18 protein-coding genes and 1 riboswitch are annotated in these 20,922 nt (G+C 58.7%); of the genes, 6 read left to right on the top strand and 12 right to left on the bottom strand.

All coding sequences use genetic code 11. From position 1 onward, the window contains the following. From BLU07_RS00595 to BLU07_RS00565, 7 genes are all read right to left on the bottom strand, one after another. Complete coding sequence (locus tag BLU07_RS00595) at positions 1–1,248, bottom strand: TolC family protein (protein WP_092383136.1); 1,248 nt, start codon at positions 1,246–1,248, stop codon at positions 1–3. A gap of 86 nt (positions 1,249–1,334) precedes the next feature. Further along, positions 1,335–1,673: a hypothetical protein gene (locus BLU07_RS00590; RefSeq protein ID WP_092383134.1), complete on the bottom strand. Its 339-nt coding sequence runs from the start codon at positions 1,671–1,673 to the stop codon at positions 1,335–1,337. A 14-nt stretch (positions 1,674–1,687) separates the two neighbouring features. After that, entirely contained in the window at positions 1,688–1,984 is a 297-nt protein-coding gene (locus BLU07_RS00585; protein ID WP_092383132.1) for a copper-binding protein, read from the bottom strand. An 11-nt stretch (positions 1,985–1,995) separates the two neighbouring features. Continuing rightward, positions 1,996–2,520, bottom strand: coding sequence for a cupredoxin domain-containing protein (locus tag BLU07_RS00580; protein ID WP_092383130.1), 525 nt, complete (start codon positions 2,518–2,520; stop codon positions 1,996–1,998). A gap of 18 nt (positions 2,521–2,538) precedes the next feature. Further along, positions 2,539–3,927 (bottom strand): multicopper oxidase family protein, encoded by a 1,389-nt coding sequence (locus tag BLU07_RS00575; RefSeq protein WP_092383128.1) that lies wholly within the window; start codon positions 3,925–3,927, stop codon positions 2,539–2,541. A gap of 2 nt (positions 3,928–3,929) precedes the next feature. After that, a complete protein-coding gene (locus tag BLU07_RS00570) occupies positions 3,930–5,339 on the bottom strand; it encodes a TolC family protein (RefSeq protein WP_231701664.1) in 1,410 nt (469 codons plus the stop codon). Between the two features lie 12 nt (positions 5,340–5,351). Further along, the gene (locus tag BLU07_RS00565; RefSeq protein WP_231701663.1) at positions 5,352–5,654 is read right to left on the bottom strand and encodes a hypothetical protein; all 303 of its coding nucleotides are present in this window, start codon (positions 5,652–5,654) and stop codon (positions 5,352–5,354) included. A gap of 184 nt (positions 5,655–5,838) precedes the next feature. Here BLU07_RS00565 and BLU07_RS00560 point away from each other — a divergent pair, with 184 nt between their 5' ends. The 3 genes from BLU07_RS00560 to BLU07_RS00550 all read left to right on the top strand — a co-directional run bounded on the left by BLU07_RS00560 (position 5,839) and on the right by BLU07_RS00550 (position 9,280). After that, positions 5,839–6,522, top strand: a complete 684-nt coding sequence (locus BLU07_RS00560; protein WP_092383126.1) for a heavy metal response regulator transcription factor — start codon at positions 5,839–5,841, stop codon at positions 6,520–6,522. Continuing rightward, a complete protein-coding gene (locus BLU07_RS00555; RefSeq protein ID WP_092383124.1) occupies positions 6,510–7,898 on the top strand; it encodes a heavy metal sensor histidine kinase in 1,389 nt (462 codons plus the stop codon). The genes BLU07_RS00560 and BLU07_RS00555 overlap by 13 nt, the downstream gene beginning before the upstream one ends. Positions 7,899–7,981: 83 nt before the next feature. Further along, positions 7,982–9,280 carry an ATP-grasp domain-containing protein gene (locus BLU07_RS00550; protein ID WP_092383122.1) on the top strand — a complete coding sequence of 433 codons (1,299 nt, stop codon included), beginning with the start codon at positions 7,982–7,984 and terminating at the stop codon, positions 9,278–9,280. A 71-nt stretch (positions 9,281–9,351) separates the two neighbouring features. On the opposite strand, the gene BLU07_RS00545 is transcribed toward BLU07_RS00550, so the two are convergent. Both BLU07_RS00545 and BLU07_RS00540 read right to left on the bottom strand, forming a co-directional pair. Further along, complete coding sequence (locus tag BLU07_RS00545; RefSeq protein WP_092383120.1) at positions 9,352–11,856, bottom strand: heavy metal translocating P-type ATPase; 2,505 nt, start codon at positions 11,854–11,856, stop codon at positions 9,352–9,354. Further along, entirely contained in the window at positions 11,856–12,083 is a 228-nt protein-coding gene (locus BLU07_RS00540; protein ID WP_092389474.1) for a hypothetical protein, read from the bottom strand. Before BLU07_RS00540 ends, BLU07_RS00545 begins: the two co-directional genes overlap by 1 nt. 326 nt (positions 12,084–12,409) lie before the next feature. Here BLU07_RS00540 and dxs point away from each other — a divergent pair, with 326 nt between their 5' ends. Both dxs and BLU07_RS00530 read left to right on the top strand, forming a co-directional pair. Further along, positions 12,410–14,293 (top strand): 1-deoxy-D-xylulose-5-phosphate synthase, encoded by a 1,884-nt coding sequence (gene dxs, locus BLU07_RS00535; RefSeq protein ID WP_092383118.1) that lies wholly within the window; start codon positions 12,410–12,412, stop codon positions 14,291–14,293. 44 nt (positions 14,294–14,337) lie between these two features. Continuing rightward, a riboswitch (cobalamin riboswitch) is annotated at positions 14,338–14,544 on the top strand. Between the two features lie 144 nt (positions 14,545–14,688). Further along, positions 14,689–16,551 carry a TonB-dependent receptor domain-containing protein gene (locus BLU07_RS00530; RefSeq protein WP_092383115.1) on the top strand — a complete coding sequence of 621 codons (1,863 nt, stop codon included), beginning with the start codon at positions 14,689–14,691 and terminating at the stop codon, positions 16,549–16,551. A gap of 71 nt (positions 16,552–16,622) precedes the next feature. On the opposite strand, the gene lnt is transcribed toward BLU07_RS00530, so the two are convergent. Beyond that, the gene (lnt, locus tag BLU07_RS00525) at positions 16,623–18,263 is read right to left on the bottom strand and encodes an apolipoprotein N-acyltransferase (protein ID WP_157719026.1); all 1,641 of its coding nucleotides are present in this window, start codon (positions 18,261–18,263) and stop codon (positions 16,623–16,625) included. Positions 18,264–18,453: 190 nt separating this feature from the next. Between lnt and BLU07_RS00520 the strand changes: the two genes are divergently transcribed. Next, positions 18,454–19,344, top strand: coding sequence for an acyltransferase (locus tag BLU07_RS00520; RefSeq protein WP_092383111.1), 891 nt, complete (start codon positions 18,454–18,456; stop codon positions 19,342–19,344). Here BLU07_RS00520 and BLU07_RS00515 read toward each other — a convergent pair. Beyond that, complete coding sequence (locus BLU07_RS00515; protein ID WP_092383109.1) at positions 19,329–19,652, bottom strand: TraR/DksA family transcriptional regulator; 324 nt, start codon at positions 19,650–19,652, stop codon at positions 19,329–19,331. The two genes, BLU07_RS00520 and BLU07_RS00515, sit on opposite strands and share 16 nt — an antisense overlap. 89 nt (positions 19,653–19,741) lie before the next feature. Next, positions 19,742–20,863: an alanine dehydrogenase gene (ald, locus tag BLU07_RS00510; RefSeq protein WP_092383107.1), complete on the bottom strand. Its 1,122-nt coding sequence runs from the start codon at positions 20,861–20,863 to the stop codon at positions 19,742–19,744. Positions 20,864–20,922: the final 59 nt, after the last annotated feature.

Raw genomic sequence — 20,922 nt, 5'->3', positions numbered from 1 at the left:
TCAATTGTCTCCCCAGGTCAGCTGCAATCGCGCATGACTCAGCGCGCGCTCGGTCTGCCACTGCACATGCGCCAGCTGCGCCTCCGTCCGTGCACTGCGGGCAACCGCCAGCGCATCCAGCGAGCCGCGACCACTTCGATAGTCAGCCATTGCCAGATCAGCCCGCTGCTCGGCCAGCGGCAGCATTTGTTCGGCGCTGCGCGCTACGGCGGCTGTCAGGCGGTGGTATTCGCTCAGTTCGGCAGCCAGCTCTGCCGCCAACCGCCGCTGCCAGCTTTCCTGCTCTTGCTGCACTGCGGCCAACTGCAGCTCACGCGCGGCGATCCTCGGTTGTTGACGGCGGCCGGGAAATACCGGCAGGTCAATACTGAGCTGCACACTGACCATGTCATCCAACCCCATACCCCGGCGTTGATAAGCCAGCCCCCAGCTCCAGTCCGGCCGCAGGTCTGCCTGGGCCAGGCGTAGCGCAGCGGCACTCTCCTGCTGCAGTGGTTGGTAGCGGGCAAGTTGAGGGAGTTGCTGTTGCTCCAGGCGCTGCCGCCAGCCAGATTCATCCAGCGGCCATTGCGGCCAGTTGCCCTGTGTCTGGCTGATGGCCTGTTCACCCAGCCAGCGCCGACTGGCGGCTTGCAGCCCTTCTCGCTGTGACCGGAGTTGATCATGGCGGTATTCCAGCTGGGCCCGCTCGATCGCGGCTACGGGCTGCTCGGCCAACGTCCCTTGCCCGCCGGACAAGCGCGCGGCGATTGCCGTCGCCAACAAGTCATTCTGTTGATAAAAGGCATCGAACAGCGCCAATTGTTGCTCCAGACCATGCAAACGCAACCACACCTCGGCAATACCCAGACGAACCTCGAGGCGTTCAACCTGATAGTCCGCTCCGGCACTCAACTCGGCTGCCTCGGCCAGGTCACGCTGAGCCGAGCGCCGGTCCCGATTGGGCACCTCTTGCGTCAAGCCCAGTGACTGCATACTCATATTGTCAGCATCCAGCCGACCAGGGTTGTCACCCTCAATCGGCACATTCTGCAGACCGAAACTCAAGCGCGGGTCAGGTAGTTGTCCAGCCGCCTGCACTTCGCTGCGAGCAGCCTGTTGTTGCAAACGCCAGGATTGCAGCGAAGGCGCCTGTTGCTCAGCCAGGCTCAGCGCTTGCTCCAGGGTCAACGCCGACAGGGGTGTTAGCGGCAGCAAGGCAAGCGCCAGCAGCATGCGCGCTAGCTGACACGGAATACAATTCTTCATCACAGTAGATCCCCAGTGGATCAGCGTACTCGGGGTACGCACTTGCCTTGTCGCTCAGCGGCAAGGCGCGAAGGTCAGAGGGGGGATCAATGGCGGGGAGGTCGCCAGAAGGGAGGCGCGGCCAGCGCAAAAGGGTCTGCGGGTGGCAAAACCAGCGGTGCCGGGCTCGGCAAGGGGGTGTCGGCAAGCACGTCATTTTGCAGGGTCGCAGCACTGACATGGCAACTCCCCCCCAACTGGCAGAGCAGTTCGGCGCTTATATGCAGCAAAGCAGCATCATTTGGCTGTTCTGCCATTCCGGCACAATCGGCATGCTCCAGAGGCTGCGGCACGCAATGCTCGACCGCGCTCAGCGCCGCCGCCAGGGTGGAAAACCCCAGCAGCAACAGGCAGAGCAGGATGTGCAGCACTTTGGATCTTTTCATATTGTCAGACTGGTTCAATCCTGCTTGTGTAGATCAACGACGACATAGTTGCCATCACGTTCTTCAGCGCGGAAATTTACCTGGTCACCCGGGGCCAGCTGCTCCAACTGCTCCTTTTGATCCACCCGGAAGATCATGGTCATGGGCGGCATTTTCAGGTTGTTGATTGGACCGTGACGCAAAGTTACCCGCTGTCCATCCAAATCGATCCGACGTACTTCACCCTGGCTCATGTCGCTGGTTTCAGCACCAGCCAGCAAGGGTGTCATTAGCAGGCTCAAACCCAATAGCGCTATTTTGAGCGTTCTCATATTCAATATCCTCAGTGGTGACTTGCGTGGGAGCTATCATCGTCGGCTGCAATGGTCACACTGCCTTGCATACCGGCTTCAAAATGTCCGGGCAAAAGGCAAGCAAAATCAAAACGCCCAGCGCGGTTAAAGGTCCAGATCAAATCCTGCGCTTGCCCCGGATCAACGTGAACCATCCAGGGATCGTCATGCTCCATGTTCGGAAACCGTGCCATGAGCGCAGCATGTTCGGCGAGCTCTTCCGGCGTACCCAGAACCAACTCATGTAACAGCTGACCGTCGTTGTGAATCACCAGTCGCAGAGTCTCACCTTCTTCGACATCCAGATGGTCAGGGTAAAAACGCATAGTGTCATCCATGCGAATGTCCACCTCGCGGTCCACTGCTGACTCATCGCCGAGGATGCCCCAGGCTTGCTGTTCCGGTGGGCTGGCCGAATGGTCATTATCGCTGGAGGGGCCATGGGCATGCCCAGTCAGACTGGACGTAGCCAGAACAGCGGCAGCAATCAGCGATAGCGCAAAATGTTTACTCATAGGGTAACTCCCGGGAATTCAATGGCCCGTATGTCCAGATGGCTTGCGGACTTGTACGTCCACGCCTGGTTCCGCCGCTCGCTCAGCCTTGAACCGCTCGGGTTCGGGCAGACTGCCGGTCCATTCGAAAGCCTGTGTGCCTGCTGGTTGTTGATACCAGCCAGGGTCACTGTAATCATCAGCCGCCAGGTCATCGCGTACCTTGACCATGGAAAACATGCCGCCCATTTCCACCGAGCCAAAGGGACCATCGCCGGTCATCATCGCCAGGGTGTTGTCCGGCAGAGGCATTTCCATTTCGGTCATGTCAGCCATACCACGCTCACCCATAACCATGTAATCCGGAATCAGGCGACTGATCTGAGTCACTACTTTGCGGTGACTCACTCCTATCATGGTCGGTACTTCATGTCCCATGGGGTTCATCACATGGTGGCTCTTGTGACAATGGAAAGCCCAATCACCCGGTTGGTCTGCAATGAACTCGATCTGACGCATCTGACCCACGGCAATATCAGTGGTTACTTCTGGCCAACGGGCGGCACGTGGTACCGGGCCGCCATCCGTTCCGGTTACTTCAAACTCATGACCGTGCAAGTGGATCGGGTGATTGGTCATGGTCAGGTTGCCAATGCGCACCCTGACCCGATCGTTGCGCCGTGCCACCAGTGGATCAATACCGGGAAATACCCGGCTGTTGAAGGTCCACAGATTGAAATCGAGCATTTCCATGACTTTGGGGGTGTAGCTGCCCGGTTCAATCTCGTATGCGTTGAGCAAGAAGCAGTAATCCCGATCGACCTCGTTGATGTCCGGATCTGGCTGGCGAGGATGGGTGACCCAGAAACCCATCATGCCCATTGCCATTTGCACCATTTCATCCGCGTGCGGGTGATACATAAAAGTACCCGGACGCTTTGCCTCGAATTCATACACATAAGTCTTGCCAACCGGAATGGCTCGCTGGTTCAAACCGGCAACGCCATCCATGCCATTGGGCAGACGCTGGCCATGCCAATGGATACTGGTATGCTCGGGAAGTTTGTTGGTGACGAAAATGCGTACCCGGTCGCCTTCCACCACTTCAATGGTCGGTCCGGGCGACTGCCCGTTATACCCCCACAGATGCGCTTGCATACCCGGTGCCATTTCCCGCACGACGGGTTCGGCGACCAAGTGGAATTCCTTGACGCCGTTATTCATGCGCCAGGGCAAAGTCCAGCCATTCAAGGTAACCACCGGACGATAAGGTCGGCCATTGAGGGGCTCCAGCGGAGGTGCGGTATCCGGTTTGGTCTGGATAACCGGCTCAGGCAAACCGGACAGTGCAACGCGGCTGACCGAGGCACTGGCGGCGGCAGCAGTGATGGCTCCTGCTCCGAGAAAAAAATCACGACGTGAGACCATTTTCAATGTCCTTCCGCTGGAGCGCTGGCCGGCGCAGCGACAATATTGACCGAACTCGGACTGACCGGACCATAGCGCACCAAGTCCAGTTCAGCCTGGGCTACCCAGAACTCACGCTGGGCCTGCACATAACTGTTAACGGTGGTTATCTGCTCACGGGCATCAGCCAGCAGGTCAAACACCCCGATGAACATGGCGTTGTAGCGCAGTTGTTGCTCTTCACTGATACGTTTACGCAGGGGTACGATCTCGTCGCGATAATGGGCAGCCACATCCCAGCTGCTGCGATAGGCCTGATAACTTTCACGGACCTGGGAACGGGCATTGATCGCTATTTCTGCGGTGCGTTGTACTGATTGCATGTAGACCGCTTCATTGCGCGCCATGCGTGCACCACTCCAGTCAAACAACGGCAACTCGACACTTATTTCAACACCGCGTTTGACAGCACCCTCATTGGAACTGTTGTGCTCCAGACCCAGCTCCAGCACATTGATAAAGCGAGTAGCCCGACCCAAACGTAATGAGTCTGCCATTCGCGTGCTGTTCAATTGAGCCGCCTGCACATCCAGACGGGTGGCCATCGCCTGGCGCTCGATATCCGGCTGTGCCAGCGCTTCTTCCGGCAGGTCGGGCAAGCGTTCGGGCAAAGCAAACTCGAGCTGATCACCCCATAATCCCAGGGTCCGTATCAGCGCCTCACGGCTGGCGGTTCGTTCACGTTCGGCCTGCAGCAGGCCCAGTGCTGCCTCGGCATAGAAATTCTGTTGGTGTGCTTGCTGCAAGGCATTGAAATTGCCGGCACCGGCCATACGGCGCGCCAGTTTCGCAGCGGCATCCGCCGCCTGCATGACCTGTTTGCTGTAGGCAAGGCTCTGTTCAGCAGCAACTGCGCGGTACCAGGCGATGCGGGCTTCTGTTGCCAGGCGCATAACCGCCAGGCTGACTTCGCGCTCCACTTGCTCGGAATGCCCGGCGGCGATACGTCGCGTCATTGGCAGACTGATCAGGCGCGCCAGATTCAGATGCAGACCACGCTCCCATTCCACTTCGTTACCCTGGGTGTAGCGGCCGATGGAAAACCCCGGATTGGGCAAGCGGCTGGCCTGCACGCGCTCGGCGTCGGCAATACCCAGATCAAACAGATTCGCCTGCAACCCGGGGTTGTTCAGCAAGGCAATTTCAACGGCGGTTTCCAATGCCAGCGGCTCAGCCAGCAGTGCGTTGATATGCTCCCTGGCTGCTGGTGCAGAGCCGCTCTCGGCCAGTGTCAAGCGGTGTCCAGCGGTCAGGTCTGTGCTGGCCTGAGATACCCGCTCGAGCGACTGCTCCGGTGCCAGGCTGGCACAGCCGGCCAGAATCACTGACAGACAGCCCAACGCCAGCATCCGCCGCATCCCTGATACCTGCATGCTTAACGCTCCTTAATGATGGCCATGGTGATCAGCAGGTTCCGGCGCATCGTCAGCGGCATCTGCCTGCTGCGATGCCTCCCAGACTTCGGCAGCATAGGCTTGCCAGCCACCAATCTCGGCTACCCGGTCATTCGCGGCACGCCAGTCACCCGGGGACGGGTACTGCCAGCGCTGATAATCCGCCAGTGGCGAGTGATATTCCTGGCCTGCGACAGGTGCTGTGGCATCCGCAGGGTCGGCGGCCAGAACAATGGCCGGCAACGTGCTCATCAGCATGATGGCAGGCCAGACGGTGCGGATTGCTGTTTTCATGCCGGTGGCCTCAGTGACTTTACGTGGGGTGAGGATCATGGCAGACATGATCCACTTGTTTGCCTGTCATCCTGCTGATCGCAACATTACATTTTTGTAAGCTTGACCTGGAACGGACATCTGGCTGCCCGTACCGGCGTAAACTAGGATCCGAGAAGCGCTCCATTGCACAGAGGGTTGTTGAATGAAAATTCTGGTGGCCGAAGACGAAGCCAAAACCGGTGCCTACCTGCAACAGGGGCTGGTCGAAGCCGGCTTCAATACCGATCTGGCCACCAACGGCACCGATGCGCTGCACAGCGCCCTGACCGCACACTATGACGTGCTGATTCTCGACGTCATGCTGCCCGGCCTGGACGGCTGGGACGTACTGGCTGCCCTGCGCGCCGCGGGTCAACAGGTTCCTGTGCTGTTTCTCACTGCCCGTGACAGCGTGGCCGATCGGGTCAAGGGCCTGGAGCTGGGGGCCGATGACTACCTGGTAAAACCTTTTGCCTTTTCCGAGTTGCTCGCTCGCGTGCGCAGCCTGCTGCGACGGGGCAATGCCGTACCGATGCAAACGACCTTGCAGATTGCCGATCTGGAAATTGACCTGCTGAAACGCCGCGCCAGCCGGGGTGGCAGGCGTATTGAGCTGACGGCCAAGGAATTTGCCCTGCTGGAGCTCTTCCTCAGGCGGCCGGGCGAAATCCTCTCCAAATCATTGATTGCCTCCCAGGTATGGGATATGAATTTCGACAGCGATACCAATGTGATTGAAGTAGCCATCCGTCGCCTGCGGGCCAAAGTGGATGACGACTTTGAGGTCAAACTGATCCAGACCGCCCGCGGCATGGGTTATATGCTGGATGATCCATGCGCGGACTGATCTCGCGAATGTCATTGACGCTGCGCATTGGCCTGATCTTCATGCTGGCGGCCACGACGGTGATTTCCCTGACCGCTACCGGCTTTTATCTGCTCAGCCAATACCACTTCGAAGAGCTCGACCAACACACTCTGCAGGAAAAGATCCACTCGATTCACAGCTTGCTTGAGTACTATCCGGGGTCTGCCGAGCTGGAAAACCTGCGGCCACAATTACACGCCATGCTCGGCGCCCATGAAACCTTGCAAGCCGTGATCCTCGGGGCTGATGAACGGGTTCTTTTTGCCGAACCGCAGGGAACCGACCTGCCCCCCGGGTATCCACCGGCGGACCCTGGGCAGCACTGGACCTGGCAGGAAGGCAGCCACTATTACCGTGGCGCCATGACCCGTGCCGAGGTCGCCGATGAAACCCTTACCGTCGTATTGACGCTGGATATTACCACCCACACCCTGTTCTTTCGTTCCCTGTTGCACTGGCTGTGGGCCGGTTTGTTGCTCTGTGCCGTGGCCAGCGCCGCCCTTGGTTGGGTGGTTGCCCGCAGCGGCCTGCAGCCACTGCGCCGGATTACCCACCGGGTTGCCTCCATGTCGGCCCGTTCACTGAGTGAACGCATTGACGTCAGTGGCGTGCCCCGCGAATTGATACCCATGGTCAGTTCGTTCAATGCCATGCTGGCACGCCTCGAAGATGCGTTTGCGCGCATATCGAACTTTTCCGCCGATATCGCCCACGAAATGCGTACTCCGGTCAGCAATATGATGACCCAGACCGAAGTGGTGCTGACACGCGAACGCGATATGGCGACCTATGCCAACAACCTGCACTCCAACCTGGAAGAATTGAAACACCTGTCACGCATGATTGACGACATGCTGTTTCTGGCCAAATCCGATAATGGTCTGACTCTGGTTCGCCCACAGCAAGTGGAATTACACAGCCTGATTGCCAAGCAGCTCGATTATTATCAAATACTGGCGGAGGATCGCGGAATTGACTTTGAACGCTCAGGTACAGGCGCCATCCAGGGCGATCCCCTGCTGATTGCCCGCGTCATCAGCAACCTGCTGTCCAACGCCCTGCGCTACACCCCGGCAGGGAAAACCATTCTCATCAACCTGAGCGAGACCCCGAAGGCCGTTCAACTGACGATTGCCAACCCCGGTGAAACCATTGAGCCGCAACACCTGAGTCGCCTGTTTGATCGTTTTTATCGAGCTGACAGCGCTCGCCACGAGGGCACTCCGAACAACGCCGGACTTGGCCTGGCCATCGCTGCAGCCATTGTCAAAGCCCACAACGGCAGTATCTGGTGTACTTCAGCCGCGGGGCTGACCTGTTTTCACCTGGCGTTTCCGGCCATTCATGAAAGCTGATAACGGCAGCAAAAGCCTGAGCCAGACATCAAACCTCGAATAGCGTCTGGCTGGCCAGGCACTTTCCCAATTATGGTGTTCCGATGCCCGAGATGACTGAAAGTACCCAACGAACAACCGCCTCGACAGCCGACCAACTCAATCGTCACTGTCACTGCATCACGCTTGACCAGGAGGCGCTTGATGCCAGCCTTCAGGGGCAGTTCTCGAGCGCCGGCATCGAACTGCCTTCGCTAGAAACGCCAGCACTGAGTCAATTCTTTTCCAATACCGTCGTATTCGTCCCTGGAGCTGACGTTCTTGCCATGGAAAGCGCTGTTCAGGCCATCGAAACAGCGAGCAAGCTGCCTGCCTATCTGCAGCAGGTTTTGTCCTGGGCACCAGACATCGCGCATGTTGACCTCGGTCCCCAGGGCGCCTTTATGGGCTATGATTTTCACTTGGGACCTGAAGGTCCGCGACTGATCGAAATCAACACCAATGCCGGCGGTGCTTTCCTGAACGCGATTCTCGCCCGTGCCCAGCGCCGGTGCTGTTCATCCGCCCAAGCATTGCCGACGACCAGCCCGACGCTGGACCGGTTCGATGATGCCGTGTTCGCCATGTTTAGCCGAGAATGGCAATATCAGCGCTCAACGGCCATGCCAGAACGTATAGCTATTCTGGACACTGCTCCGGAAAGCCAGTTTCTGTTCGCTGAATTTCAGTTGGCGCAACGGCTACTGACATCCCGTGGTGTAGAGGCTGTGATTCTGGATCCTGGCGAACTCAGCTATGCCAATGGCGCGTTAAATGCCGGCGGCCAGCAAATTGATATGGTCTATAACCGACTGGTTGATTTTGCTCTGGAGGATCCACAGCACAGCGCTTTGAGACAGGCTTATCTCGATGATGCGGTTGTCGTCACGCCTAATCCACGAACCCATGCTGTGTTGGCTGACAAGCGCAACCTGACGCTGTTATCCGCCGCACAGAGGCTGCAGGAATGGGGCCTGGATAGCCAGGGTGCTGAGCTGCTGGAACGCGTAGTGCCCAAGACCCGGCTGGTTTCCCGTGATGATGCCGCGGATTTATGGCGTGATCGCCGCGGCCTGTTCTTCAAGCCCGTTGCCGGTCATGGCAGCAAAGGCGTCTATCGCGGTGACAAGCTGACCAAGCGCGTCTTCGATAACATACTGGCCGGCGATTATATTGCCCAGGAGCTGGTTCCCGCCGGCGAGCGCAGCCTCAAAATCGACGATGTTGTGACGACGGCAAAGGTCGATATTCGTCTGTACACCTACGCAGGCAAAACCTTGCTTACCGCTGCGCGTATTTACCAGGGGCAAACCACAAACTTCCGCACACCCGGAGGCGGCTTTGCCCCTATCTTCCAGGTCTGACCTGCGTTGGCAAGCTGCCTGACCCGTCGTTTACTCGCAAATAGTTTGTCGTCTTGACTGACCATGCCCTCTTAACGCTCCCGGTCATACCGCCGTCGCAATAACATCGAGTTCCCGATAACCGACAGCGAGCTGGCGGTCATGGCAACCACCCCGATCATCGGATGCAACAATCCCACTGCTGCTACCGGGATGACCGCGATGTTGTAGCCACTGGCCCACAGCAGGTTCTGGACGATTTTGCGGAAATTGGCGCGCGACAACACCATGGCATCCACCACGCCGGAGAGCTCGCCCCGCACCAGGGTGACGTCTGCCGCTTCGATGGCCACATCCGCGCCGGCGCCGATGGCGATACCTACATTCGCCTGCTTCAGGGCCGGCGCATCGTTGATGCCATCACCCACCATGGCGACGTGGTTGCCATACTTTTTCTGCAATTCACGAATGGCATCGACTTTGCCCTCAGGCAATACACCCGCACGCACCTCATCAATGCCGACCTCCCAGGCTACCGCATTGGCTGCGCGCTCGTTGTCGCCGGTGATCATCACCACATGCAGGCCTTCGTCGTGCATTGCCCGAATGGCTGCAACCGATTCCTCCTTGAGCGTGTCAGCCACCGCAACAATGCCGCAGGCCTGACTGTCACGGGCAACAATGACCGCTGTTCTGCCCTGACTCTCAAGATCGTGCAAAACCTCATCCAGGGCTTCCAGTCCGCTAACGCCCTCCTCTTCAAGCAAGCGTCGGTTACCAATCAAGACTGTTTTGCCATCCACCTTGCCTGATACGCCTCGCGCGCCCGTGGAGCGGAAGTCAGTCACCTCTGCCGGCTTGATATCGCGCTCCCTGGCACCCTCGACAATGGCCCGGGCAATGGGGTGCTCAGAGGCATGTTCCACCGTGGCCGCCAGTTGCAGCAGGTCCGTTTCCTCAATACCTGCGGCAGTTACCACGTCCGTCAATTTGGGCTCGCCGCGGGTAATGGTGCCGGTTTTATCCAGCACCATGACCTTGATGTCCTTGAAGGTCTGGATGGCCTCACCCGAGCGAATCAGAATGCCGCGCTCGGCACCAATACCCGACCCCACCATCAGAGCCGTCGGTGTCGCCAACCCGAGTGCGCAAGGACAAGCGATTACCAGCACGGCGACCGCCGCCAGAATGGCCAGTACCGGGGTGGCCGCCGCGGGGTCAACCCAGGGCAGGAAACCGGCACCCCATTCAAGAACCGGACGCAGCGAATCCGCTGCCAATAGCCAGGTAACCAGACTGCCCAGCGCGATAATCAGTACCAGGGGGACGAAACGGCCGGTCATGCGGTCGGCAAACTCCTGAATCGGTACTCTGGATCCCTGCGCCTCGTCGATCAGCTTGACCACCTGCGCCAGGAAGGTATCACCGCCAACCCGGGTAGCCTTGACCCGCAGACGGCCTTCCTTATTGATGGTTGCGCCAATGACCTTGTCGCCCACACTTTTATACACCGGGACCGATTCGCCGGTAGCGATGGACTCGTCCAGATGGCTCTCACCCTCCACAACCTCACCATCGGTCGGCACCTTGTCGCCGGGCCTAACCAGCATGATGTCACCAGCCACCAACGCCTTCACCGGAATCTCGACTTCCTCACCGTCGCGCTCCACGTGCGCCGTCTTGGCCCCCAGGGTAAGTAAACGCCGGATCGCCTCCGAGGCCTTGCCCTTGGCTTTGGCCTCCAGAAAGCGGCCAACCAGGTGGAATGTCATGATGGTGGCTGCCATCTCGATAAAGGATGTCATCGGATAAACGAAGCCAACCAGACCAATCAGAAACGGCGGTAAGCTACCCATGGAGATCAGCACATCCATGTTGAAGGTGCCGTTCTTCAGCGAGCGCCAGGCAGCCTTGTGGGTCGCCGCACCGCCATACAGAAACACCGCCGGAAAGGCCAACAGCGCAACGATTGCCAGATAGCCCGGGATGGGTTGCCAGAACATGTGCGGCACCATCAGCAACATGATCAGTGTTGTCGGTACTGCCGCGATCCACAGCCGACGCCAGGCCGACTTGAGGTAGGTCTCTTCACTGGCCGCACCGTCATCCTGATCGCTCGCGCCCTCCTCTGCGATGGCGGCAACGTCGTATCCGGCACCCTCGATCAGCTTCTTCAGCGCTTTGTCGTTTGGCCCATCCTTACCAAGCACCACTGTCACACTGTGGTTGGCGATGTTGGCAGACGTCGACCGCACACCGCTGTGACGTGCCAAAGTATTCTTGATAATGCCCGCACAATGATCGGAGCCCATCCCCGGAACAGTCACCTTGACAGTACGGGCACCGAGTTCCCGGGCTGAGGTCACATCGTATCCAGCGCCCTCCACTGCCTGCTTGAGCGCCTGCGTATCAGGCCCGGACGAGAGAGAGCGAACACTCACCCGATGCCTGGCAATGTTGGTTTGCACGCTATCAATGCCGTCCAAACGGCCAATGGTCTTGCTGATGATGCCGGCGCAATGGTCTGAACCCATGCCCGGTACAATCAGTTCAATATCGCGCTGGGCGCTGGAACCCTGCTGCTTCGGATTATCCATCAGGGCTTGTCCTCACCACTTTTATTGACCGGCCAGTGACTGAAGGCAATGAAATACAGCAGGGCGAGGTTTAGGATGGGAATCAGAACAAGAATCCCAATCCAGCCCGGATAGCCGATACGCTGACACAGACGCCAGGCCGGTATCACCAGGGCAATGGCAATCACCAGCATCCACAGAAAATGCCCTGCACCCATGCTGTGGCCCATCATGTATTCGTTCATCATAGTGCTGCCCTCCTTCGGGGACCCGAACTGACCCGACGAAATCATTTCAGCCGCTTCGGTTACTTGCGCGGTTTTATGATTCATAGCACACATGATCCGTTTGTCTGCCTGTCACCAGGCTGATCCACACATTACACTTTTGTAACCAAGGACTGGCAATCAGCCTGGGCTCTGCGTACCCGCCACCTGGATAAGCATTGAAACAGATCAGCCGGGCTACAACGGATATCTCATGCCATGTTGTCACACAGTTGGGCAATGCCTGCCAATCAGTTAAACTGCCGTTTTGATTTTGCCCCGCCACCCGGCACCCAAGGCCCTGTTTGATGCCCACGACTTTTCACGATATTCCGCGCACCCGGCCCAGCACCCCGCTGCTGGACAGCATTGACGACACCGCTACCCTGCGCGAACTGGATAGCGAGCTGCTGCCCGCGCTGGCGGACGAATTGCGCGCATACCTGCTGTGGACCGTGGGTCAGACCGGTGGGCATTTTGGTGCCGGGTTGGGCGTGATCGAGCTGACCATCGCGTTGCACTATATTTATGAGACGCCGGAGGACCGCCTGGTCTGGGATGTCGGCCATCAAGCCTATCCGCACAAGATCCTTACCGGGCGCCGTGAGCAGATGAGCACACTGCGGCAGAAAGGTGGGCTGGCTGCCTTCCCGCGGCGCGCGGAAAGCCCCTACGATACCTTTGGTGTCGGTCACTCCAGTACCTCGATCAGTGCCGCGCTGGGCATGGCTATCGCCGCGCGACTGCAGGGTGTTGAACGTCACAGCGTAGCGGTTATTGGTGATGGTGCGCTGACCGCCGGCATGGCCTTCGAGGCACTCAATCACGCTGCCGATGTCGAGGCCGACATGCTGGTGGTACTCAACGACAACGACATGTCGATCTCGCGCAACGTGGGCGGCATGTCGAATTACCTGGCGAAGATTCTTTCCAGCTCGACCTATGCGCACATGCGCGAAGGCAGCAAGAAGGTACTGTCAAGAATCCCCAAGGCCTGGGAGTTGGCGCGCAAGACGGAAGAACACGCCAAAGGCATGCTGGTGCCCGGTACCCTGTTCGAGGAACTGGGCTGGAATTACATTGGCCCGATCGATGGCCATGACCTGGAAACCCTGGTGACCACATTGCGCAATCTGCGTGGGCGCAAGGGGCCACAGTTTCTGCACATAATCACCCGCAAGGGCAAAGGATTTGCTCCCGCCGAAGAAGACCCGATCGGCTACCATGCGATCACCAAGCTGGAACCCAGTCCGGTTGCCAGTCGACCGGCCAACAAGATCAAGTTTTCCCGCGTTTTCGGTCAATGGCTGTGCGATATGGCCAGCAGTGATGAGCGCCTGATCGGTATTACCCCGGCGATGAAGGAAGGGTCGGACCTGGTCGCTTTCAGCGAACGCTTCCCGGAGCGTTACTTCGATGTCGCCATTGCCGAGCAACATGCAGTCACTCTGGCTGCCGGCATGGCCTGCGAGGGTGCCAAGCCGGTTGTCGCCATCTATTCAACCTTCCTGCAGCGTGCCTATGATCAGCTGATTCACGATGTTGCGGTACAGAACCTGGACGTACTCTTTGCCATTGACCGCGCCGGCCTGGTGGGTGAAGACGGCCCGACGCATGCCGGCAGTTTCGACCTGTCTTACCTGCGCTGCCTGCCCAATATGCTGATCATGGCGCCCGCCGACGAGAATGAAACCCGGCAGATGCTCACCACCGGCTACCTGCACAATGGCCCTGCGGCCGTGCGCTACCCCCGTGGCACCGGACCTGGTGTTGCTGTTGAACCGGCACTGAACCCACTGCCCATTGGCCGCGGCGTGCAAACCCGTCAGGGTCAGCAGGTTGCCATACTGTGTTTCGGCACCCTGCACACGGCGGCACTGCAGGCCGCCGAGCAGCTGAATGCCAGCGTGGCCAATATGCGCTTCGTAAAACCCCTGGATACCGACCTGATCAACGCATTGGCTGCCCGGCACGACCTGCTGGTCACCGTCGAAGAAAATGCAGTGATGGGTGGCGCTGGCAGCGGGGTCAATGAGTGGCTGCAGGCGCAGGGCCTGCGCACGCCCGTGCTCAATCTCGGCCTGCCGGACGTCTATACCGAACACGCCAAACCGGCGGAAATGCTCGCTGAATGCGGTCTCGACGCTGCCGGCATTGAGCGTCAGATACGCGCCCGCCTGACCGGTCAATGACACGCCGGGCTTGACCGCCCGATCACAAGCGCCCAGAATCCTTCCCGCTTCCAGTCACACTGGGTGCCCGACCGGTAAAATGACCGGCGGGTGAAACGGGAAGTCGGTGCAAGTCCGACGCTGCCCCCGCAACGGTAAGGGATCACAGGCTCCGCCTGTCGGTGACATCATTTACGCCACTGTGCATTGCACGGGAAGGCGATGTCATTGGTATCCCGAGCCCGGAGACCGGCCCAGTGTGAAGCAGAGCTTGTGGCTATCGGCCAGAGCCTGCATTGCTGAGGTGTCGCGGAGGGCGATACCGGTCGGCGCAGCAGCCCGCTCCCTCTGTTTCGTTGCGACACTGCTCACTGACTCCCCGCCCTCCTCAAAAGCATCACTTTTGAGGAATCAGAATGAAAACCCGTTTTTTACTGCTGCCGGCCCTGTTGGCCACCAGTATTGCTCAGGCCAACACCCCGGTCGATCAACTACCCGATACCCTGGTAACCGCTTCACGCGTGGAACAACCACGCAGCGCCGCGCTGGCGGCCAATACCGTGTTTACCCGCAGTGACATCGAGCGCTTGCAGGCACGCAGCGTACCCGAGCTGCTCAGCCGCGTACCCGGCCTGCAGCAAAACCGCAATGGCGGTATTCCGTCCTATTTCCTGCGGGGTACCAATACCAACCAGACCCTGGTACTGGTTGACGGGCAGCGCATTGCCTCTACCACCGCCGGCATCGCCCGTATCGATTACCTGAACATCGACAATGTCGAACGGGTTGAAGTCATTCGCGGGCCACGCTCTTCGGTGTTCGGCGCCGACGCCATTGGCGGTGTGATCCAGATATTTACCCGCCAGCCCGAGCCGGGGCTGCAGCCCACAGTGCGGCTGGGCATGGCCACCGAACATACCCGGGAGCACAGTGTCAGCCTGATGGGTGGCAATCAGGACACCCGCTTTGCCCTCGGTGCCAGCCTGGATGAAACCCATGGCTTTGATCGCACTACTGATCAGGTCGGCAACGACAGTGACCGTGATGCTAGCCGCAACAAGGCGCTGTACCTGAATGTAACCCACGCCCTGAACGCTGACTGGCAGACGGGCCTGAGCCTGAATGACCAGCGCGGCAAGAACGAATTTGATGATGCCTTTGATCTCGTCCCCGGCAACCCGGAAGACCAGTTCCGCGTCAGTAGCTATCAGGCCCACCTGCAGGGCCAACTTAGCCAGGTATGGAGCAGCCGGCTGGAGTTGGGTCGCAGTTTTGATCGCAACAAGACCGTCGGCTCCGGCAGCCCGTGGAATGATGGCTCGATCGAAACCACCCGGCATTCAGCCAGCTGGCTGAATCAGCTCACACTCAGCCCTGAACACGACCTGACTCTGGGCAGCGACTGGCACAAGGATCGTCTGTCTTCAACCAATGCCTACAGCAAGACCAGTCGGGAAAACTGGGCGGTATTTGCCCAGCACCGCTGGACCACCGACCAGTTTTCTACCGAGGTTGGTGTGCGCCATGACGATAACCAGCATTTCGGTACCGAGAGCAGCTTCAACGCGGCGCTGGCGATTCCGGTCGGCGACTGGCAGCAGTGGATTCTGAGTTACTCCGAAGGCTTCCGTGCGCCAACCTTCAATGATCTCTACGCCCCGCCTGGCTGGGGTGGCAACCCGAACCTGAACGCTGAAACCTCGAAAAACTGGGAACTGCAATGGCGAGGCCAACTGGCTCAGGCCGACATTGAAGCCGCGCTTTTCCATAATACGATTGATGACCTGATTGCCTGGAATCCGAGCACGTCGCAAGTGGAAAATATCAATCGTGCCCGCATCCAGGGTGCCGAAGCAGCCATCAATACCACCTTGCTTGGCTGGAACAGCCGTACTGCCATTACCCTGATCGACCCGCGTGATCGCGACACCGGGCATACCCTGCAACTGCGCGCCAAGCGCAGCATCAGTCAGGACCTGGACCGCCAGTTCGGCGACATCGGCATTGGTGCCACCTGGCAGGCTTTCAGCCAACGCTTCCGTAACCCGAGCAATGACGGCACCCTGTCCGGTTATGCCACGCTGGATCTTCGCGGTAGCTGGCAAGCCAGTCAGAGCCTGCGCTGGGAGCTGAAAGTACAAAACCTGTTTGACCGTGATTACGCACTGGGTACCTATTCACGCCCGACTGGCCCCTGGCCCGCACCATCACTCACTTTGCCCTATGCCCAACCGGGCCGCACTGCCCTGCTGGCAGTTACCTGGACACCACACCTGTGATGGCAGCGCGGGCCTGCCAACCAGGCCCGCGTCGCCCAACAGTCCAGGCGAGGCTGTGATGAACCGGGTTGTCAGCCTTTCCGGTTTCGACGCATCCGTCTGACGTAGCGCACAATCCCCAGCGCCAGCAGGATCATCATCAGCACATTGATGAAGGTGTTGAATAACAGCGGGTTTCGGCTGAAAAAACTGCCGCCCGCGGTTGCCGAGAAAGGCATCTCGGCAACCATTTCTGTCTGGCTGAAAGCCCGCGTACTGGCAACAACCCGACCACTGGGACTGGCCACCACGGAAGGCCCGTTGTTGATCACATGAATCATGGGGACGCGGTTTTCGATCCCGCGCACAATGGACATGTCGCGATGCTGGAATGGCTGACTGGTTTCACCGAACCAGTTGTCCTGCGAGACAAAAAGCAGCACCTTGCCTGCCGCATCATCACCGATGGCTGCCGCCACCGAAGCCGGAAACGCAGTTTCATAGCAAATTTTCGGTACCAGAAGCAGATCATCCAGGAAGAACACCCCATGATGACTACCCGCTGCCAGCGGGCGAAGAAACTCACCGAGAAAACGCTGGGTCAACCAGTCAATGCCCGGCATGCTGAAAAAAGCCGGTAGATATTCACCAAAAGGCATTCTCTCCATCTTTCGATAGTGGCCACCGCCGTGCCCCTGGGCATCCAGCAAACTGACTGTATTGAACCCCACTTGCTCACCACCCACCCACTGTGATTCCGCATCATGGAAGACCAGCGGTACGCCCCACTCGGCGACCTGCCGAGCGTAGGCCTGACGCACCGAATAGCGCTCGAAATACCCTTTGTAACGCGCCTCTGGCCAGATAATCAATTCGGCTCCCGCATCCACCAGCCGCTGGCTGGCCTGCATTTCCGGTGGATTCTCGCGAGAAAAGCCGGGCGGCGGCGGCGGCACTTCGATGCTCGGCGCATCATTGGGTTGCACCAGGCCAATCCGCTTGGTCGACCACCCCGCCACCTCACGCTCCCAATACAGCCAGCTGCTGCCGCTGTAGGCAAACCAGACCACCAGCAACCCCCATCCCAGCAGGCTGGGGTGGCGCAACCAGCGCCCGGCATCGTGACGCCAGCTCAAGCATTGAAAGATCAGCACGGCAAACATCAGCATAAGGAAGTCAAGACCCTGAGCGCCGACCAGATCAACGCCCTGCAAGGCGAGCAAAAATCCGGTCTGAGCTTCGGCAAAACGGGTCTCGAACAGCAATGGGAATACCCCCATGCTGACGACCAGGGCCAAGGGGAAAGTGACAAATTGCCAGGCAGGAAACGCCCGGCGCAGAAACTGGGCCAATAAACAGCCAACACCCAGAGCCAATCCGGCATAGATCCAGAACAGAGACGCCAAAGCCAGACTCGTCGGCCAACTGACCCCACGCAGGTTGATGGCGAAATCAATCATCCAGTATCCGGCGCCGGCAAAACAGACACTACCGGCTAACCAGCCAAGCAGGAATGCACGCAATGCATTGGCACGCTGCAGTGCCATCAGGAGAGGAACGGGGGCCAGCCACGCGGTCACAAAAAGAGCCGGGGCCAACCAGGGAATGAACCAGAGAATACCGCTGACTATCGCCAGGATGCCGGCAGACAAGAAGCTGCGTTCGGGTCTGGCATCCGCTGCCAACAGAGAAAAGCTGTCTCGTCGACTGAGCAGCGGATTGAATCGGGACATCATCTACCCCTGTAAACCTGATAGCGACCAGCCAGTTTGGCAGGCAATCAGATAGCCATATTTTTGATTATTGGACATCAACCCTAGCACTGGCCTTCTGCCTGCCCCCATCGCCTGAACGGGTGAACACTAGGCTGTCAGCGGCAAAAATCGGTATCCTTGGCAACAAAACGACCATGAGATGCTTGCTATGCCCAATTGGCTAACCGGAATCCTGACTTGTCTGTTGGTGCTGATCAATACCCTGATCGGCATCGGGCCAATGCTGCTGCTCGGCATCATCAAAGCCTTGATTCCGCACCCCTGGGTGCGGCGCGAAACCTCCCGCGCCATCATGTGGATCGCCAACACATGGGCAGAACTCAATAAAAGCATTTTTGCCCTGCTCACGCCGACTCGCTGGGATATCCGCTGTGACATACCCTTATACCGCGATCACTCCTATCTGGTCATCTGCAACCATCAGAGTTGGGTGGATATTCCGGCGTTGGTGCAGGCGTTGAACTACAAAGTACCCTATTACAAGTTTTTCCTGAAAAAGGAGCTGATCTGGGTGCCCTTTCTAGGCCTCGCATTCTGGGCTCTGGATTACCCGTTCATGAAGCGTTACAGCAAGGCTCATCTGGAAAAGCACCCCGAAGACAAAGGCAAAGACCTCGACATTACCCGCCGTGCCTGCGAGAAATTCCATGGTATTCCAGTTACCGTAGTCAACTATCTTGAAGGTACCCGCTTTACCCCCGCCAAACAGGCCGCCCAGGCCTCACCCTATCGCTATTTGCTGAAACCGAAATCAGGCGGCATGGCCTTTGCCATGGCGGCTCTTGGTGAGCAGATGAAATCACTGCTGGATGTCACCATCGTCTACCCGGGCAACCAGCCACCGGGATTCTGGCAATGGGTCAGCGGTCAGGTCAGCGAAGTGATTGTCGACATTCGAGGCCGGGATGTCCCGCTTGAGCTGTTTCATGGCGATTACGCCAACGATCCGGCTTTCCGGCAGCAGTTCCAGGCCTGGGTACAGGTACTCTGGCAGACCAAGGATGAACGGATCGCCAGTCTTCGTCAGGAGCTGAGCTGATCGGCACAGTCAATACAGGCCTGCGCGGTGGGCAAGGCCTGCAGGCGGGCATCATCGATGACGTCACCGCATTGCGTGCATAGCCCGTAGCGACCTTCCTGATGTCGCTCAATCGCGGCATCCACCTGTGTCAGCAATGTACTGGCTTCAGCCAGCAGTGCTTCCATTACCTCATCATTTTCTCGGGCCTGGGCCTGCTCGACGGAGTCACTCGGGTAAGCCTGGCTGAGATCACGCTGCAATTTGTCGCAGCGGTTGGCATATTCATCATGCAGTTCCTGCAATCGCTGCAGAGTCACTTTACTCATACGGCTCTCCCGGTTCGGATTGGTGCAACGTGCACCCGGTTATCTGGCGCAAGCATGGCCCATTGGCCAGGCAATTGAGTTGATGTCAGTCAAGTCAATTGCTCAAGGGCCTGCTGAGGGGGAATCCACTCCCGTTGCAAGGCATCGGCCACCTCGGCATTGGTCAACTGACCAGCGGCGACGTTAAGCCCGGTCAACAGATATCGGTCTTCTGCCAGAGCCTTCTTTATGCCCTTGTTGGCCAGGGCGAGAACAAAGGGCAAGGTGGCATTATTCAACGCCTGGGTCGAGGTGCGCGCCACAGCACCTGGCATATTGGCTACACAGTAATGGATGACATCATCGACCACATAAGTCGGGTCGGCATGGGTGGTCGGACGGGACGTTTCCGCACAGCCACCCTGGTCAATGGCCACATCCACCAGCACCGCGCCAGGGAGCATATCGGCAAGCAGCTTCCGGCTGATCAGTCGGGGTGCCGCCGCCCCGGGAATCAATACTGCCCCGATGACCAGGTCAGCCTGCTGCAGCTGGGTGGCAACTTCAGCCTGGGTAGAAAACAGCGTCTGAATGCGGTTGCCATAGCGTTCGTCCAGTTGCCGCAGCACATGTGGATTCTTGTCCAGTACGACCACATCAGCTCCCATACCGACCGCCATGGCCAACGCATTGGCGCCCACCACACCACCGCCGAGAATCACCACCCTGCCGCGCGGCACACCGGGTACTCCGCCCAGCAAAACACCGCGACCACCCCTGGCTTTTTCCAGACAGCTGGCTCCGGCCTGAATCGCCATTCGCCCGGCCACTTCCGACATCGGTGCCAGCAGCGGTAGCCTTCCCTGGGCATCGGTAACGGTTTCATAGGCAATACAAGTCGCCCTGGAGGCAAGCAAGTCCGTCGTCTGCTCCGGGTCCGGCGCCAGGTGCAGATAGGTAAACAGTGTTTGCCCGCTCCGTAGTTGTTTACGCTCGCCAGCCTGTGGTTCCTTGACCTTGATGATCAGGTCCGCTTGCTCGAAAATCGAGCCCGCGTCGGTCAATTGTGCCCCGGCGGCGCGGTAAGCCTGGTCAGCAAAACCGATGGCTTCCCCGGCCGCAGTTTCGACCCACACCGAATGCCCGTGCTGCACCAGCTCCGCGACCGCTTGCGGTGTCAGGCCAACCCGGTATTCATGGTTTTTTATCTCTCGCGGTACCCCGATCAGCATGCTGCTGGACTCCTGAACAGACTGTCTGAACTGAGTGTAGATGCCGGAAGAAGAATTTC

This window comes from Halopseudomonas salegens (genome assembly GCF_900105655.1).
GTDB lineage: Bacteria > Pseudomonadota > Gammaproteobacteria > Pseudomonadales > Pseudomonadaceae > Halopseudomonas > Halopseudomonas salegens.
This window is presented reverse-complemented; position numbering and strand designations above follow the sequence as displayed.

Bases quoted from the DNA above. Each gene is read 5' to 3' on its own strand.
- BLU07_RS00595 (WP_092383136.1), bottom strand. From the start codon at position 1,248: ATGAAGAATTGTATTCCGTGTCAGCTAGCGCGCATGCTGCTGGCGCTT.
- BLU07_RS00590 (WP_092383134.1), bottom strand. From the start codon at position 1,673: ATGAAAAGATCCAAAGTGCTGCACATCCTGCTCTGCCTGTTGCTGCTG.
- BLU07_RS00585 (WP_092383132.1), bottom strand. From the start codon at position 1,984: ATGAGAACGCTCAAAATAGCGCTATTGGGTTTGAGCCTGCTAATGACA.
- BLU07_RS00580 (WP_092383130.1), bottom strand. From the start codon at position 2,520: ATGAGTAAACATTTTGCGCTATCGCTGATTGCTGCCGCTGTTCTGGCT.
- BLU07_RS00575 (WP_092383128.1), bottom strand. From the start codon at position 3,927: ATGGTCTCACGTCGTGATTTTTTTCTCGGAGCAGGAGCCATCACTGCT.
- BLU07_RS00570 (WP_231701664.1), bottom strand. From the start codon at position 5,339: ATGCAGGTATCAGGGATGCGGCGGATGCTGGCGTTGGGCTGTCTGTCA.
- BLU07_RS00565 (WP_231701663.1), bottom strand. From the start codon at position 5,654: ATGAAAACAGCAATCCGCACCGTCTGGCCTGCCATCATGCTGATGAGC.
- BLU07_RS00560 (WP_092383126.1), top strand. From the start codon at position 5,839: ATGAAAATTCTGGTGGCCGAAGACGAAGCCAAAACCGGTGCCTACCTG.
- BLU07_RS00555 (WP_092383124.1), top strand. From the start codon at position 6,510: ATGCGCGGACTGATCTCGCGAATGTCATTGACGCTGCGCATTGGCCTG.
- BLU07_RS00550 (WP_092383122.1), top strand. From the start codon at position 7,982: ATGCCCGAGATGACTGAAAGTACCCAACGAACAACCGCCTCGACAGCC.
- BLU07_RS00545 (WP_092383120.1), bottom strand. From the start codon at position 11,856: ATGGATAATCCGAAGCAGCAGGGTTCCAGCGCCCAGCGCGATATTGAA.
- BLU07_RS00540 (WP_092389474.1), bottom strand. From the start codon at position 12,083: ATGATGAACGAATACATGATGGGCCACAGCATGGGTGCAGGGCATTTT.
- dxs (WP_092383118.1), top strand. From the start codon at position 12,410: ATGCCCACGACTTTTCACGATATTCCGCGCACCCGGCCCAGCACCCCG.
- BLU07_RS00530 (WP_092383115.1), top strand. From the start codon at position 14,689: ATGAAAACCCGTTTTTTACTGCTGCCGGCCCTGTTGGCCACCAGTATT.
- lnt (WP_157719026.1), bottom strand. From the start codon at position 18,263: ATGTCCCGATTCAATCCGCTGCTCAGTCGACGAGACAGCTTTTCTCTG.
- BLU07_RS00520 (WP_092383111.1), top strand. From the start codon at position 18,454: ATGCCCAATTGGCTAACCGGAATCCTGACTTGTCTGTTGGTGCTGATC.
- BLU07_RS00515 (WP_092383109.1), bottom strand. From the start codon at position 19,652: ATGAGTAAAGTGACTCTGCAGCGATTGCAGGAACTGCATGATGAATAT.
- ald (WP_092383107.1), bottom strand. From the start codon at position 20,863: ATGCTGATCGGGGTACCGCGAGAGATAAAAAACCATGAATACCGGGTT.